Genomic DNA, 14,125 nt, shown 5'->3' with positions numbered 1-14,125 from the left:
TGGCATCCATAATCGGTATTATACAGCCCGCATGATGCCCGACCAGCAAGGAGCTTGCATGTCATCTTCTCGGATTGACGCCCTCACCCAGTGGGCGGCTGAACAAAATAACCTAAATAGCGCCGCTGTCCGCCTTTCACCAGCGGGCGGTGACGCCAGTTTCCGGCGTTATTTCCGGCTAACGCTGCCTAACGGCAGTACTCGAATAGTAATGGATGCCCCCCCAGCTCAGGAAGACTCAGCACCATTCGTTGCTATCGGAAAACGCTGGTACGCGGCAAAATTACCCGTTCCACATATTTACGCTGCTGATCTCGACGCGGGGTTTTTGCTGCTCGATGACCTTGGGGACACGCCCTTACAAGCGCTATTCACTGATCAAGCGCGCACTCAACAAAGTCATTTAGATGCGCTGGCCTTACTTGCCAAGTTACAAAACCACGCCAACCCTGCCACGTTACCACCTTATGATGCGGCGCTGCTGAGCCGAGAGCTCGACCTTTTTCCCGAGTGGTGTTTAAACAATTGGCTCTCGTTACCAACGCCTGACAGCTGGGATGCGCTGCGTAAACACCTCGTTGAGCAGGCGCTTGAGCAACCCGTTGTCAGCGTACATCGCGATTACGACGCGATGAATATCATGGTGCACGACCAGCAGCTTTACATGATTGATTTTCAAGACGCAGTTGCTGGACCCATCAGTTACGACGTTATCTCCTTATTACGCGGACGTTACTGCCGTTTTTCTCAGGCGCAGTTCATGCAGTTCGTGGACGCCTTCTATCGTCAGGCGCGCCAGGATGGGCGTCTCTCCCATCACGTCAGCGGTGATGAATTTCTTACCCAGTGCCACGCCATGGCCGCTCAACGCTCTTTAAAAGTACTCGGAATTTTTTGCCGACTAACGCTACGTGATGCCAAACAGGGCTATTTATCACGTCTGCCACATTTTTTAGCGCACTTAGAAGATAGCCTGACCGCGCTGCCCCAGCACAGCGCGTTTGCTGAATGGGTACGTGGTACATTGCGCCCCGCCATTCTTGTTCGTCTAGCGGAAAGTGACTTATGAAAGCAATGATTTTAGCCGCTGGTCTTGGCAAACGAATGCGGCCGCTTACCGACCACTGCCCAAAACCACTATTACCGGTAGGGGGTAAGCCACTTATTGTGCACCACCTCGAACGGCTCAAGCGTGCGGGCATTGATGACGTAGTCATCAATGTAAGCTATCGCGCAGAGCAGATCATGACAGCACTCGGCGATGGAAGCGCCTTTAAATTACGTATTCACTGGAGCCATGAAGAAGCGCCGTTAGAAACCGGCGGCGGCATCCAAAAGGCACTGCCTCTGCTTGGAAATGCCCCGTTCTTACTGATCAACGGGGACGTCTGGTGTGATTACACGCCCCAAGCGTCGCTGCTTCAGGGAAGTGACCTAGCTCATCTTGTGCTGGTAGATAACCCGTCTCATCACCCCGCCGGTGATTTTGCCCTTACCGATGGGCGCGTTGCAGTGGAAGGCCGCCAGCGCCTCACTTTCGCGGGCATTAGCCTGCTACACCCAAACCTTATTACCGGACAGCCCCCAGGGGCATTTGCCCTGGCCCCGCTGCTTAAGCAAGCGATGGCAGGCAATCGTGTCAGCGGCGAACACTTTTCAGGCCACTGGGTCGATGTGGGCACCCCAGAGCGGCTAGAGGCTCTAGAACACCATCTTTTGGCGTAACAGAGCAGCAAACGATGAAGCAGTGCGTCTACCGCTAGAAATGTTATGCTTCGCGACCTACCTATAGGTGCTTAGATGAGGAGAGCGACGTGAAAGCACGAATAAAATGGACAGAGGGTCGCCAATTTGTAGCTGAGTCCGGCAGTGGGCACAGCGTCGTTATTGACGGCCCGCCTGATCACGGCGGCCGCAATACCGGCCCCCGCCCCATGGAAATGTTATTGATGGGCATGGGCAGTTGCACCGCCTTTGATATTTTAAATATCCTGGATAAAGCCCGTGCCGATGTCACCGACTGTGTTGCGGAGCTTGACGCCGAGCGTGCCGATGAAGTGCCCTCTGTGTTTACCAAGATCCACGTGCACTTTGTGGTGACTGGTCGCAACTTAAAAGAGAAGCAGGTACAGCGAGCGGTTGAGCTCTCCGCAGAAAAGTACTGCAGCGCGTCTATCATGCTGGTCCAAGGCGGCGTTGAGATCACTCACTCGTTTGAGATTGTCGACGCTTGAGCTACTCGGAGCGACATCTTCCCTGTTTATTAACGACGCATGCATCAAAAATGCATGTATTAAAAAAATTAGCGCGCCTGGATGCATACCATGCGCTTGGCGGGCATAATACGTTCGCTTGTTTTTACCCCTACTGCGTAGCAAACGGCCGCTTTGCAGAAAGCGACCACAGCATCATGGTGACAAGTTTTTATCGGTTCCGGCGCTGGCTCGTCGGGGTGTCTTCATCTGCCATAGGGAGGTTCGGACGTGTCAGATAATCTCCGACTCCACGGGTTTAACAACCTGACTAGCTCGTTGAGCTTTAACATTTACGACATCTGTTACGCCAAGACCGAAGAGCAACGTGCGGCATACATCGACTATATCGATGAGCTTTACAACGCCGAACGTTTAACGCAGATTTTAAAAGACGTCACCAATATTATCGGCGCTCATGTGCTCAATATTGCTCGTCAAGACTATGAGCCCCATGGGGCCAGCGTTACGATCCTAATCGCTGAGCACGAACTGGATGAATCCAATCCGGAGCAAACCGAGCCAGGCCCTGGACCACTACCTGAAACAGTCGTGGCGCATCTTGATAAAAGCCACGTGACGGTGCACAGTTATCCTGAGTCGCACCCTGACAATGGTATCAGCACCTTCCGACTGGATATTGACGTGTCAACCTGTGGTCACATCAGCCCGTTGAAGGCACTGAACTACCTAATCCACAGTTTTGACTCTGATATTGTTACCACGGACTACCGCGTTCGCGGTTTTACTCGCGACGTCGACGGAAAAAAGCTGTTCATCGATCACGATATTACCTCGATCCAGGACTACCTGGCAGAAGATACCAAGCACGCCTATCAAATGATCGATGTGAACGTGTATCAAGAAAACATGTTCCACACCAAGATGCTGCTGAAAGACTTCGAGCTTGATAACTACTTGTTCGGCACATCGCGCCGCGACATTACATTTGAAGAAGCGCGAGACATTGAAAGTCGGTTGCGCAGAGAGATGCTAGAGATTTTCTATTCACGTAATCTCGACTAGCCTAGACACCAATCGACCAGAAGCCGTCCTACGACAATCGCAGGGCGGCTTTTTTATTCACTGCTTGGTTCTTGGCAGCCGCTAATAGAAACCTGACTCACCTTCGGGGCGCGTTTTAAACCGCCGATGGAGCCATAGATACTGCTCAGGATGCTTACGAATTGCCCGTTCGATAAACTCATTCACCCGAGTAGCATCGGCTACCTCATCTCGACTAGGAAAGTTTTCAAACGCAGGCAAGCACTCAATAGTATAACTACGATTATCCGGGTTGCGATGAAACATCAGTGGCACAACAGGCGCACCTGTTAAACGAGCAATCTTAGCGGTAAGACGAATGGTCGCTGCTTGCTGGCCAAACAGTGGTGCAAACACGCTAACATCGCGGCCAAAATCCTGGTCAGGCGAGTACCACACAATATGGCCTGCTTTGATCCTCCGAACAACGCCGCGCAAATCATGGCGGTCGATAGCCTGGCCAAAAATACGCGAACGGGCTCGCGTCATAAATCGCTCAAACAAGGGATTGTTATGTGGCCGATAAACCGCATCTGCGGAAAAAAATAGCGAATGGAGCGCACCACCTAGATCTAACGTTGAAAAGTGCACCCCCACAACCAGCACGCCTTTGCCTTGAGCCTGGGCGCGCGCTAAGTTTTCCTGGCCATGGTAGGCCACACGGTGGCGTAAGCTTTCGGCATTTCTGCACCAGCCCGTGGCGGTTTCTACCAGTCCCATTCCATTGGCAATGAAAATCTCTTTTACTAACCGGTGCTGCTCATCGGCACTTTTTTCAGGGAAACAGAGGGCAATATTTGTCTCTGTGATGTGCCGCCGACGCTTTATAAAACGCCATGCTAACAAACCAATCACTTTCCCTACCCACAGCGTAAACCGCCAAGGGAGCCAAGCAACAACATACATCGCGCCTATTGCCAGCCAGGTTGGCCAGTAGCGCGGGTGTGCAAACGAGCGCGGATAGGAGGTTTTAGACATACTGATTACCGTTTAAGCGAAGGCACTGTGATAGCGACGCGGCACTCTTGGCAACACTCCCGTTAACAGGGTATAGCTGATGGTATCGCAGTAGCGCGCCACCTCATCAACTGGCAACACAACACCGTTGCTTGCGGATCCCCACAACACGACCTCGCTACCGATAACAGCCTCCGGCACATCGGTGACATCGACGGTTAGCATATCCATTGAGACCTTGCCGGCAATCGCACAGCGCTGGCCATTCACCAACACAGGGGTACCGTCTACGGCATGGCGGTCATAGCCATCGCCATACCCTGCCGCAACGACAGCAATTTTAGAGCGTCGCGAAGCTCGCCAACGACCACCGTAGCCAACCGGTTCGCCTTCCTCAAGTTCACGAAGGGCGATAATTTCGGAGCGTAAGCTCATCACCGGGCGCAACTGGCGGGTGATCTCATTGGCTTCTTCCAGCGGGTCACTGCCATACAGCATGACACCAGGACGATTCCAGTCACCATGGGCAATTGGCCATGCCAGTGTTGCCGGAGAGTTGGCTAAACATAGAGGCGCATCCAGCGATTCCGCCAAGGTCGTTAAGGCGGTCATTTGCTGATTAAAGTAGCTCCCCTCGCGAGCATCTGCCGTCGCAAAGTGGCTCATCAAATGCAGCGCGGTTACCTGTGGCGCGTTGACTAATCGCTGCCAAACATCAGGCGCTTCATCTAGGGAAAAGCCTAAACGATGCATACCTGAATCGACTTTCATCCATACCGGGATAGGCTGACGGGGTGAAAAAGCTAACAAGGCAGCCACTTGCCACTCAGTGTGAACGCTGATCCAGAAGTTGTATTGATCAACTAACGCTAGCTCGTCGGCGGTAAAAATACCTTCAAGCAATACGATGGGCACTTTAATGCCCCCTTCACGCAAGCTAATCGCTTCTTCTATGCAAGCAACAGCAAATGCAGGCACATCGGCTTCTAGGGCGCGCGCGCATTCAAGCGCCCCGTGACCATAAGCATCCGCTTTAATAACGGCTACCGAACGGCTTTGAGGGGCGCAGCGGCACGCTAGCTGATAGTTATGACGCAGCGCGCCTAAATCAATATGGGCCACTAAGGGGCGCATCACGTTTCTCACTTACACAGTCAATAGTTTATCGGTAGATCAACCAGCGGGTGTCAAAAACAACGCACCGAGCGATTAACTCGGTGCGTTAGGGTCTGTATGACGACACAGCTTGCCGCCATTAACTCTCAAAAACAGCCAACTCTCGAAAACAGCTAACTCTCGAAAATAGCGTTGAGCGAAAGGCCCTGCTTTTCCAAAGAGCGGCGCAGCTTCTTTAGCGCTTCCACTTGAATTTGCCGAACACGCTCTCGGGTCAGGCCAATTTCAGCGCCAACTTCTTCTAATGTGGCGGCTTCATGGCCTCGCAGACCGAAGCGACGCACAACCACCTCACGCTGCTTATCACTTAGCTCATCCAACCAGTGGTCTACGTGCTCACGCACATCACCATCAACCAGACACGCTTCCGGCCCGAGCACTTCGTCGTCAGTCAAGGTATCGATTAACGGCTTATCGCTATCGCCACCCATTGGATAATCTACGGAAGAGACGCGCTCGTTGAGCCCAAGCATTTTCTTAACCGTTTCAACTGGCTTATCGAGATGATCGGCAATCTCTTCTGCGGTTGCTTCATGGTCAAGCTTTTGGGTCAGCTCACGCGCTGCGCGCAAATAAATATTCAGCTCTTTAACCACGTGAATCGGCAAACGAATGGTGCGCGTCTGGTTCATCAGTGCACGCTCAATAGTTTGTCGAATCCACCATGTGGCATAGGTAGAAAAACGAAACCCTCGTTCAGGATCAAACTTTTCTACCGCCCGGATCAGCCCAAGGTTACCCTCTTCAATCAAATCAAGCAGCGTTAGCCCCCGATTAAGATAACGTCTGGCAATTTTGACAACCAGGCGGAGGTTGGACTCAATCATTCTTGACCGTCCAAGCGGGTCACCTTTACGTGCTAAACGGCCATAAAAAACTTCTTCGTCCGGCGTTAATAACGGCGAGAAACCAATTTCATTGAGATAGATTTGTGTAGCATCCGAGCTTTGACTCGATTGACGCTCATCACGGCTCAACGCTTTTTCAAAAGCATCTTCCTCCGCGGTGACGTCATCGGCGCTATCCAGCGCCTCCTCAATAGCGTCCAGGTCAACCTCCTGTAGATCCTTCTCCAGCATACTCATGGTAGTATCCCCCGTTATTTCGCCTAACCGCCATTTAGAAAAGTGAAGGTAGCTGCACTCCCTGTGCACTTGCACCGTTATTGCTATATGACGCCTTACTCTAGCTATCCGGGTACCCCAAAGCACATTAACTGACCGGTTCGCTTAACAATGCCAGAAGTGTTAACGAGAGGGTAGATAGTCCAAGGGGTTTTGTGGCTGCCCATCACGACGCACCTCAAAATGCAACTTGACACTGTCTGCATCACTATCACCCATCGTTGCGATCACCTCTCCCGCTTCAACGACATCATTTTCTTTAACGCTCAGGCTATCATTATGCGCATAAGCACTCAGATACTGGTCATTGTGTTTGAGTAGTATTAGGTTACCGTACCCACGCACGCCGCTGCCTGCATAAACGACGATGCCTGGTCCTGCCGCCTTGACAGGTTGCCCCTTTTGACCTTCGATATCAATCCCGGCGGTAATTGAGCCTCCCTGGCCAAACTCTCCGGCAACTTGTCCTGCCGTTGGCCATAGCCAGTTAACATTATCGACAGGTGTAAACGTGCGTGAAGAACGGTCAACGCGAGCGGTTTGGCTTGGCTTTGCAGACTCAACAGGCGGGGTGGTTGCCGCTGGTTCTGGCTCTGGTGCCGGGGTAGGCTCAGGTTTCGGGGTAGGTTCAGGCTTAGGTTCAGGCTTCGTCTCTGGTTCTCTGGTGGGCTCTGGCTCAGACACTTCGGGCGTCTCACTACTGGGCGCATCGACACTCGCCACACTCACGCTTTCAGCCACTTGCTGCGCGGCTTCCACCGACGCTTGCTCAGCACGCTGCGCTCGCTCAGCTGTTAAACGCTGGTTACGCTCAATCGCACTCTCATCGGGCAGCAACCAGTCTAGCTGCTGATCGTTACTTGCCACGGAAGTGGCCTGAGGATTCAACCCTGTTGCAACGGCACCCGACGCAGGGCGTTCTGGAACAGAGGAGCCTGCCGACGGGGTATTTGATGCCAACACCCCGTCTCGTAGCGCAATGGTTTGGCCTGGGTGAATTTGATAAGGCGCCTCAATATTATTGATTTGCGCTAACTGGCGATAATCAAGACTGTGCTGCCATGCGATTCCATAAAGAGTATCGCCTGCCTTAACGGTATATTGAGGTGAGTCTGCTACCGCGCGGCGTGCTTCACTTAAGTCCTGCACTTGCGGGGTGTTTTGCTGTTGATTGGCGCAGCCACTGACAGCTAACGCCAATACTGACATGATGAAAACCTTACGCATGAAAACCCTACTCCTTTTCAACGTCGCGCGCGTTTCCTATTGATCTATGCCCGGCATAATGCACTGCGCGACGGTTTAATAACACCACCAATAGTGCGCCAACCACCATTAGTGCCACAACGCCTATCGCTTGTGCCGATTCACCAGACAGTACCGCATAATCACCAGGCAACAAATAACGATGAGCCAACGGGATCATTTGTCCGTCTGGGCCAAGCTGATAACGCAGTAGCTCTTTCCACGGCCATAGCACGGGTAACGAACCAACAATAAACCCTAATAACAGCTGTAGTGTGGAATCATGGTGGCGGCGCAACAGCCACGACAGTAGTCGCGAAAACAGCGCTAAACCGATCACACATCCCATGCCAAAGAGTATAATAATGCCGATATCGAAGCTTCGAATAGCCCCTAAAATGGTGCCATAAAGTCCCATAGTAAGCAGCAAGAAGCTACCCGACACCCCTGGCAACAGCATGGCGCTAATAGCAATACAGCCAGCGACCATGACAACCAGAGCTTCATTACCGATAAGTAACACCAGCGGCATCATACCAGGCAGCGATTTAGCTAACAGCAGCCCCCCGACCATGGGTAATAAGTACCAAAACTTCCAACCTCTTCCCGCTTTAGCTACCACAAACCCTGATGCGGCCACCAAACCGAAGAAAAACCCCTCAATTAATAGCGGGTACGCTTCCATTAGCCAAAGCGCTATATGAGCAACACTGAAAAGGCTAACCGCGACGCCCAGTAATAGCGGCACTAAAAAGGTTAAATTCAAATGCTGAGCCAGCGCCACCCAGCCGCCACGACGCCAAGCGATGAAGGCGCTGGGCCCAAACTGTTTGATGGTATTAATGAGTTCCTCATAAATACCGGTAATAAATGCGATTGTTCCGCCTGAAACACCGGGCACCGCATCGGCTGCCCCCATTCCTGCGCCTTTTAAAAACAGCTCTACAAATCGACGCTTCAATCCACCACTCCTTGCAATAGGGGTACAAAACGCACAGGTTCAAGCCGACGCTTTTCAAAAGCACTACCCATGCGTTTTATTCGAGTGAGCCATTGGCTGCCGTCAGGCTCTTCCAACGGAGCAATCAGAACACCGTCATGGCTAAGCTGCTCCAATAAAGCTTCTGGCAGCGTTTGAGCACAAGCGGTTAACAAAATCACGTCAAAAGGGGCTGTTTCTTGCCACCCTTCACCGCCATCAGCAACGGCCAGCGTCGCTGGCGCATCAAGACGTCGAAGCCGCTGCGCGGCGCGCTGATGTAATGCATAAATGCGTTCGACCGAGTAAAGCATGGGCACCAGCCGCGACAATATCAGCGTTTGGTAACCAGAGCCTGTCCCTACTTCAAGCACGCGCTTTGGATCAGCTCGCAGCACCAGCTCGGTCATGCGGGCAACCGTCAGTGGTTGCGATAGTGTCTGTCCAAAACCGATGGGCAGCGCGGTATCTTCATACGCGCGATGGGCCAGCGCCTCATCAACGAAAAGGTGCCTTGGCTCAGCCGCCATAACACCGAGCACCCGTGCGTCTTGAATACCTTGCTGCTCAAGCCGCTCTACCATGCGATCCCGAGTGCGCTGAGAGGTCATGCCCCGTCCGCGCAGCTCGCTAGGCGACAGCTCAGGCAAAAGCATCCAACCAGTCCTGCACGTCGCTGCGCGCAGGGTGGCGCGTCAAGTCTGTTTGTAATGGGGTAATTGATACATAACCCGCTTCGATCGCAGAAAAGTCGGTATCCTCGCCATCGTCAGCATTCGCCGCAACGGGCGCTATCCAGAAGCGCGTGCGACCGCGCGGATCTTTTACCGGCACAGGCTTCTCTGCTGGCCCGCGGTAGCCTAAGCGGGTCACTCTGACGCCTTTAATCTCTTCCCATGGCACGTCCGGCACGTTGACATTTAAAAGGGTGCGCGGTGGCAGCGACAGTTGGTCGGCTGCGCCGATTAAACTGGCCGCTACTTTAGCCGCAGTTGGGAAATAGCGATCACCGCACAGCGACATTGCAATAGCGGTCATGCCCAAATTGCGCCCTTCCATGGCAGCCGCCACGGTGCCTGAATAGAGTACGTCATCACCAAGATTGCTGCCGTGATTAATCCCGGAGATCACTAAGTCAGGACGCTCGTCCCAGACACCGTTCACGCCAAGGTAAACACAGTCGGCGGGCGTCCCGTCGACGCTATAAAAACCATTATCTAACGCGGTTAAAGAAAGCGGACGGGAGAGCGTCAGCGAGTTACTAGCGCCGCTGCGATCTCGGTCAGGAGCAACCACACGTAAATTTGCATGGGCGACTAGCGCATCATGAAGTGCCCGCAAGCCCGGCGCATGGACACCATCGTCATTGGAAAGCAGCAGTCGCCGCATTAGCGTCTCCTTTAAGGATACCTAGTAAAGATAAGCGCACGCGGGGTGCATTAAGCAACATCTGGATGAGCAATTAACTCATTCACCACCGCCGTCGCAAAACTTCCCCGTGGTAAGGCAAATGAGAGTACCACGGCATTAGGCAATGTCTCGATACTAGGCGAAATCAACCTTGCTCGCAGCGCCCGATGGGAACGTTTCACGCCGCTTTTCAGTAACCCTTCGCACAACATTGGATGGCATGCTAACAGCCGCTTTTCGTAGTCTGCCACGTGATAGTCAGCTAGCTCACCGACGCCCCATAAGGCACCGGTTGGATGGATATCAAGCGCAGCAGCACGATCAAGCAAGTTGTTATCCACTGCATCAACGGTAAAGACACTGTGAGTGCCATCCAGCATGAGCGTGTCGCCTGCTAACGGCTGACACCAAGTCCCATCTGCCAAACGTTCACTCAACAGCTCGTTAAACAAGAAACTTCGCGCGGTAGAAAGCATCATTCCTTGGCGGTCGTCACGCTTGCGCCAACCTTTAGCGAAAAGGGCTTCTGCACGCTGTAAATTACGCCCACCTGGCCCAAAACGCTGAGGTCCAAAATAGTTAGGAACACCCTGACGACAAAGCGCCTCCCAACGGTCATAAAAATGATTTCCTTGAAGCGCCTCACCGCTAAGACGCAACGTAAAGTGATTACTACGATGCACACCGCGTTTAAGCTTTCGGGGATGTCTCGCCTGTGCCAACACCGTAATACCCAATGCCGCTAATGACACGCTTAAATCACTTGGCGCCTCGCGGCCAGGCAAATGAACGCTTAACCACTGCCGGGTCACCGCAACACGATCTTTCATTCCGGAGTAGCCCACCTCTCGGGGGGCTACCCCACAAAGGCAGCTAAGGCTTTTTACCACATCTAACGTGGTTTGATGGCGCTTTTCAAGACGTAACCACAGATGCTCGCCATGATTTTCAGGCGTAAAATCCAGCTGCTCATCGACAACAAAATCTTCTGGCTGAGCACGGTAATGTCCTGGTTCAGGAGCACCAAACTCGGCATCCAAGCAGCGCTGCCAAGCGTGTAAGTTAAGCATTCAGCGCCTCTTGGTGCTCAATCAGCACCACTGCTTCAGCGGCGATACCTTCACCTCGTCCGGTAAATCCAAGCCGTTCAGTCGTTGTGGCTTTGACATTGACCTGCCCAAGGCTAATACCTAAATCTTCAGCGATGACAGCCCGCATTGTGTCAATGTGCGGCGCCATTTTAGGCGCCTGTGCCATTAGCGTGGCATCCAGATTAACCACACAGAAGCCTTCTGCATGAACCAGTTGAACCACGTGACGTAATAAATGACGGCTATCTGCACCCGCCCATGCTGGGTCGGTATCGGGAAAGTGCCGTCCAATATCACCGAGCGCACAGGCACCCAGCAATGCATCACTGACAGCATGCAGCAGCACATCGCCATCCGAGTGGGCAACAAAACCATGTTCGAAAGGCAACTTTACGCCACCAATCATCAAATGGTCGCCAACGCCAAATCGGTGCACGTCAAATCCGTGGCCAATTCGCATTAACAACTCCTTTCAGATTCAGAGGATTGAGCTACTTGCGACGCCATGATGGCAGCGGCAAGAGCAAGGTCATCAGGATGGGTGATCTTGAGATTGTCGCGACGCCCACTTACCAATTTAGGGGCCTGGCCAAGTGCTTCAACCGCTGAGGCTTCATCCGTTACCACGTTGTGATTCGCAGATGCGTATTCAAGGGCACGGAGCAAAAGCGCATAACGAAAGCTTTGCGGTGTTAGCGCATGCCATAAACGATCGCGGGACTCTGTCGCGGTGCTTAGCTGTTCTGCACTGGCCCGTTTCATAGTATCAGCAACCGGCATCGCCAAGAGTGCGCCACTTGGGTGCTGTTGTGCCACGTGGTAAAGCGTCAGCAAATCAGACGCTGTAATGCAGGGTCGCGCGACATCATGCACCATGACCATATCGTTTTCTTGCGCATTAATAGCATTCAGCGCATTTAAAACGCTATCCATTCGCTCAGCGCCACCAGACACGCGTTGCCACTGAGAAAACGGCACCCACTTAGGGTTGAACCAACGATCATCACTGTCCAGGCATAGCACGAGATGCGCAGCGGGAAAGGCTTGATGTAGCCGAGTAAGTGTATGGGCAAGGATCGGTTTTTCACCTAACGACAGGTACTGTTTAGGCTTGTCAGCCCCCATTCGCTTGCCCTGCCCTGCTGCGGGTACGATTAGCCACAGCGAATGGTTCATTCGTTAGCAACCTCGCTGGGTAAGCTTGGCTGGGTAACTAGCCCCGCATTGATACCCACAAGTTCTGCTTCAATCGCGACACCCGGCACCCAAAAAAACTGCTCATCGCTTCGCACCATGCCCATGTCGCTTCGGGCACGCTCTTCAATAGCATCAAGGCCGGTTTTCAGGTCGGTGACTTCAGCCGCTAACCGAGCATTACGCTCACGCATGGGCACGTTGGCAGCCTCTTGAACGGCAACGCGCTCTTCAACTAGCTGCAAATCTTCCCAGCCGCCATTACCTAGCCAAAGCTGGTATTGGAGCAACCCCATTACGGCAAGCAGCGCAACCGTTAGCCATTTATGCATCACCGCCATCCTTTGTTTAGGCCTAAACGAAGCGCATTATGCCATCATGAGCTATTTCCAGCGAGCAGCACCTTACCTAACAGGTCGGTGTAAATCGTTTTTTATTTAAACGGTAATGCGTCGTTCGCCGCTTCACGGTAAGCGCTGATGTGGGCACCCTCTTCTTGGCAGAATTGGGCGACCCCTGCCGCTAAGCCTGGGTGCACAAGGTAGTGCAATGAGCGCACCCGCTGGGGGGCAAAACCGCGCACCAGCTTGTGTTCTCCTTGGGTACCTGGGTCGAACAAAGAGAGCTCTTTTTCCAGACAAAATTCAATGCCTTGGTAGTAGCAAACTTCGAAGTGGAGACAATCGGCAGCCACCTCGCTCCCCCAATAACGGCCATACAGTGTGTTCTCACCACGGAAATAGAGAGCAGCGGCGACGGGCTGGTCATTCAACAGCGCCTGAACCAACACAAGCGCCTCAGGCATCGCGTGACGTAAACGCTCAAAAAAGGCGTGATTTAAGTAGGGGGGACGTCCCCGCTCGTGATACGTAATCGTGTAGCAGCGGAAAAAGTGTGCCATTGCCTCTTGGGTAATCGCCTCGCCTTCTAAACGCCGTAATCTAAAGCCTTGCTCGGCTACCAGACGACGCTCACGTTTAATCATTTTGCGACGTTTTGAGGTAAGACTTGCCAGGAAACCTTCGAAATCGCCAAACCCACGATCCTTCCATTGAAACTGAACGCCTTCTCGAGCAATTAACTGTGGGCACTGACGCTGCCATGCATCCACTTCGTCATCCTGCGCGAACAGGAGATGCCAACTCGATAACGCTTGTTCTTCACAATGGGCTTGCCATGCCGTTGCCAATACGCCGCGAACATCATCGGCGTTGGCGTCATCGGCAATTAAGGTGCGCGTACCGGGAACCGGGGTAAAGGGAATGGCACTTAATGCCTTGGGGTAATAACGACCACCAGCACGCTCCAGCGCGTCAGCCCACCCCCAATCAAACACATACTCACCGTAGGAGTGGTGCTTGCGATACATTGGCAGCGCGCCTACTAGGCGGTTATCTTGCCACACGCAAAGGTGGCAAGGCTCCCACCCGGTAGCCTCACAGACAGAGCCACTGCTTTCTAACGCCTGTAAGAACGCATGGCGTAGAAAAGGTTGTTCATGGCTGACCAGTGCGTCCCATTGGACGGCCTCCACGGCATTGATACCGGGTAGCATGATGCATGACAGTGAGCGCATGATGCCTCCCAAGGCATATCGATAAAATAGTGAATAAGTGACTTTACCACCAACTAGGCTGTCAGTGCCTTTGTTGA

16 protein-coding genes are annotated in these 14,125 nt (G+C 53.0%); 4 read left to right on the top strand and 12 right to left on the bottom strand.

The window, feature by feature from the left end; genetic code table 11:
* Positions 1-58: 58 nt before the first annotated feature.
* From ELY33_RS16750 to speD, 4 genes are all read left to right on the top strand, one after another.
* Positions 59-1,069, top strand: a complete 1,011-nt coding sequence (locus ELY33_RS16750; RefSeq protein WP_126949044.1) for an aminoglycoside phosphotransferase family protein — start codon at positions 59-61, stop codon at positions 1,067-1,069.
* Positions 1,066-1,725: an N-acetylmuramate alpha-1-phosphate uridylyltransferase MurU gene (murU, locus tag ELY33_RS16745; protein WP_126949043.1), complete on the top strand. Its 660-nt coding sequence runs from the start codon at positions 1,066-1,068 to the stop codon at positions 1,723-1,725. Before ELY33_RS16750 ends, murU begins: the two co-directional genes overlap by 4 nt.
* 89 nt (positions 1,726-1,814) lie before the next feature.
* A complete protein-coding gene (locus tag ELY33_RS16740; RefSeq protein ID WP_126949042.1) occupies positions 1,815-2,234 on the top strand; it encodes an OsmC family protein in 420 nt (139 codons plus the stop codon).
* Between the two features lie 249 nt (positions 2,235-2,483).
* Positions 2,484-3,278, top strand: coding sequence for an adenosylmethionine decarboxylase (gene speD / locus ELY33_RS16735; protein WP_126949041.1), 795 nt, complete (start codon positions 2,484-2,486; stop codon positions 3,276-3,278).
* Between the two features lie 81 nt (positions 3,279-3,359).
* Here the strand turns inward: speD and lpxL are convergent, their stop codons facing one another.
* From lpxL to ELY33_RS16675, 12 genes are all read right to left on the bottom strand, one after another.
* Positions 3,360-4,274 carry an LpxL/LpxP family Kdo(2)-lipid IV(A) lauroyl/palmitoleoyl acyltransferase gene (gene lpxL / locus ELY33_RS16730; protein WP_126949040.1) on the bottom strand — a complete coding sequence of 305 codons (915 nt, stop codon included), beginning with the start codon at positions 4,272-4,274 and terminating at the stop codon, positions 3,360-3,362.
* A 12-nt stretch (positions 4,275-4,286) separates the two neighbouring features.
* Entirely contained in the window at positions 4,287-5,387 is a 1,101-nt protein-coding gene (gene alr / locus ELY33_RS16725) for an alanine racemase (protein WP_126949039.1), read from the bottom strand.
* Positions 5,388-5,542: 155 nt separating this feature from the next.
* Positions 5,543-6,514: an RNA polymerase sigma factor RpoS gene (rpoS, locus tag ELY33_RS16720; protein WP_126949038.1), complete on the bottom strand. Its 972-nt coding sequence runs from the start codon at positions 6,512-6,514 to the stop codon at positions 5,543-5,545.
* A gap of 162 nt (positions 6,515-6,676) precedes the next feature.
* Complete coding sequence (locus tag ELY33_RS16715; RefSeq protein WP_126949037.1) at positions 6,677-7,780, bottom strand: peptidoglycan DD-metalloendopeptidase family protein; 1,104 nt, start codon at positions 7,778-7,780, stop codon at positions 6,677-6,679.
* Between the two features lie 7 nt (positions 7,781-7,787).
* Positions 7,788-8,759 (bottom strand): DUF368 domain-containing protein, encoded by a 972-nt coding sequence (locus ELY33_RS16710; protein ID WP_126949036.1) that lies wholly within the window; start codon positions 8,757-8,759, stop codon positions 7,788-7,790.
* A complete protein-coding gene (locus tag ELY33_RS16705; protein WP_126949035.1) occupies positions 8,756-9,433 on the bottom strand; it encodes a protein-L-isoaspartate(D-aspartate) O-methyltransferase in 678 nt (225 codons plus the stop codon). Before ELY33_RS16705 ends, ELY33_RS16710 begins: the two co-directional genes overlap by 4 nt.
* Positions 9,420-10,166, bottom strand: coding sequence for a 5'/3'-nucleotidase SurE (gene surE / locus ELY33_RS16700; RefSeq protein ID WP_126949034.1), 747 nt, complete (start codon positions 10,164-10,166; stop codon positions 9,420-9,422). Before surE ends, ELY33_RS16705 begins: the two co-directional genes overlap by 14 nt.
* Before the next feature lie 50 nt (positions 10,167-10,216).
* Complete coding sequence (gene truD / locus ELY33_RS16695; protein ID WP_126949033.1) at positions 10,217-11,257, bottom strand: tRNA pseudouridine(13) synthase TruD; 1,041 nt, start codon at positions 11,255-11,257, stop codon at positions 10,217-10,219.
* Positions 11,250-11,738 (bottom strand): 2-C-methyl-D-erythritol 2,4-cyclodiphosphate synthase, encoded by a 489-nt coding sequence (ispF, locus tag ELY33_RS16690; protein WP_126949032.1) that lies wholly within the window; start codon positions 11,736-11,738, stop codon positions 11,250-11,252. The genes truD and ispF overlap by 8 nt, the downstream gene beginning before the upstream one ends.
* Positions 11,738-12,454 (bottom strand): 2-C-methyl-D-erythritol 4-phosphate cytidylyltransferase, encoded by a 717-nt coding sequence (gene ispD / locus ELY33_RS16685; protein ID WP_126949031.1) that lies wholly within the window; start codon positions 12,452-12,454, stop codon positions 11,738-11,740. Before ispD ends, ispF begins: the two co-directional genes overlap by 1 nt.
* Positions 12,451-12,804, bottom strand: a complete 354-nt coding sequence (gene ftsB, locus ELY33_RS16680) for a cell division protein FtsB (RefSeq protein ID WP_126949030.1) — start codon at positions 12,802-12,804, stop codon at positions 12,451-12,453. Before ftsB ends, ispD begins: the two co-directional genes overlap by 4 nt.
* A gap of 101 nt (positions 12,805-12,905) precedes the next feature.
* Positions 12,906-14,048, bottom strand: a complete 1,143-nt coding sequence (locus tag ELY33_RS16675) for a GNAT family N-acetyltransferase (protein ID WP_126949029.1) — start codon at positions 14,046-14,048, stop codon at positions 12,906-12,908.
* Positions 14,049-14,125 lie beyond the last annotated feature (77 nt).

Source organism: Vreelandella andesensis (genome assembly GCF_003989795.1).
In the GTDB taxonomy this organism is placed as follows: domain Bacteria; phylum Pseudomonadota; class Gammaproteobacteria; order Pseudomonadales; family Halomonadaceae; genus Vreelandella; species Vreelandella andesensis.
The sequence above is the reverse complement of the archived record's forward strand: the minus strand, read 5'-3'. Positions and strand labels throughout refer to the sequence as shown.

Excerpts from the sequence above, each read along its gene's own strand:
- ELY33_RS16750 (WP_126949044.1), top strand. The coding sequence starts at position 59 with ATGTCATCTTCTCGGATTGACGCCCTCACCCAGTGGGCGGCTGAACAA.
- murU (WP_126949043.1), top strand. The coding sequence starts at position 1,066 with ATGAAAGCAATGATTTTAGCCGCTGGTCTTGGCAAACGAATGCGGCCG.
- lpxL (WP_126949040.1), bottom strand. The coding sequence starts at position 4,274 with ATGTCTAAAACCTCCTATCCGCGCTCGTTTGCACACCCGCGCTACTGG.
- alr (WP_126949039.1), bottom strand. The coding sequence starts at position 5,387 with ATGCGCCCCTTAGTGGCCCATATTGATTTAGGCGCGCTGCGTCATAAC.
- rpoS (WP_126949038.1), bottom strand. The coding sequence starts at position 6,514 with ATGAGTATGCTGGAGAAGGATCTACAGGAGGTTGACCTGGACGCTATT.
- ELY33_RS16715 (WP_126949037.1), bottom strand. The coding sequence starts at position 7,780 with ATGCGTAAGGTTTTCATCATGTCAGTATTGGCGTTAGCTGTCAGTGGC.
- ELY33_RS16705 (WP_126949035.1), bottom strand. The coding sequence starts at position 9,433 with ATGCTTTTGCCTGAGCTGTCGCCTAGCGAGCTGCGCGGACGGGGCATG.
- surE (WP_126949034.1), bottom strand. The coding sequence starts at position 10,166 with ATGCGGCGACTGCTGCTTTCCAATGACGATGGTGTCCATGCGCCGGGC.
- truD (WP_126949033.1), bottom strand. The coding sequence starts at position 11,257 with ATGCTTAACTTACACGCTTGGCAGCGCTGCTTGGATGCCGAGTTTGGT.
- ispF (WP_126949032.1), bottom strand. The coding sequence starts at position 11,738 with ATGCGAATTGGCCACGGATTTGACGTGCACCGATTTGGCGTTGGCGAC.
- ispD (WP_126949031.1), bottom strand. The coding sequence starts at position 12,454 with ATGAACCATTCGCTGTGGCTAATCGTACCCGCAGCAGGGCAGGGCAAG.
- ftsB (WP_126949030.1), bottom strand. The coding sequence starts at position 12,804 with ATGCATAAATGGCTAACGGTTGCGCTGCTTGCCGTAATGGGGTTGCTC.
- ELY33_RS16675 (WP_126949029.1), bottom strand. The coding sequence starts at position 14,048 with ATGCGCTCACTGTCATGCATCATGCTACCCGGTATCAATGCCGTGGAG.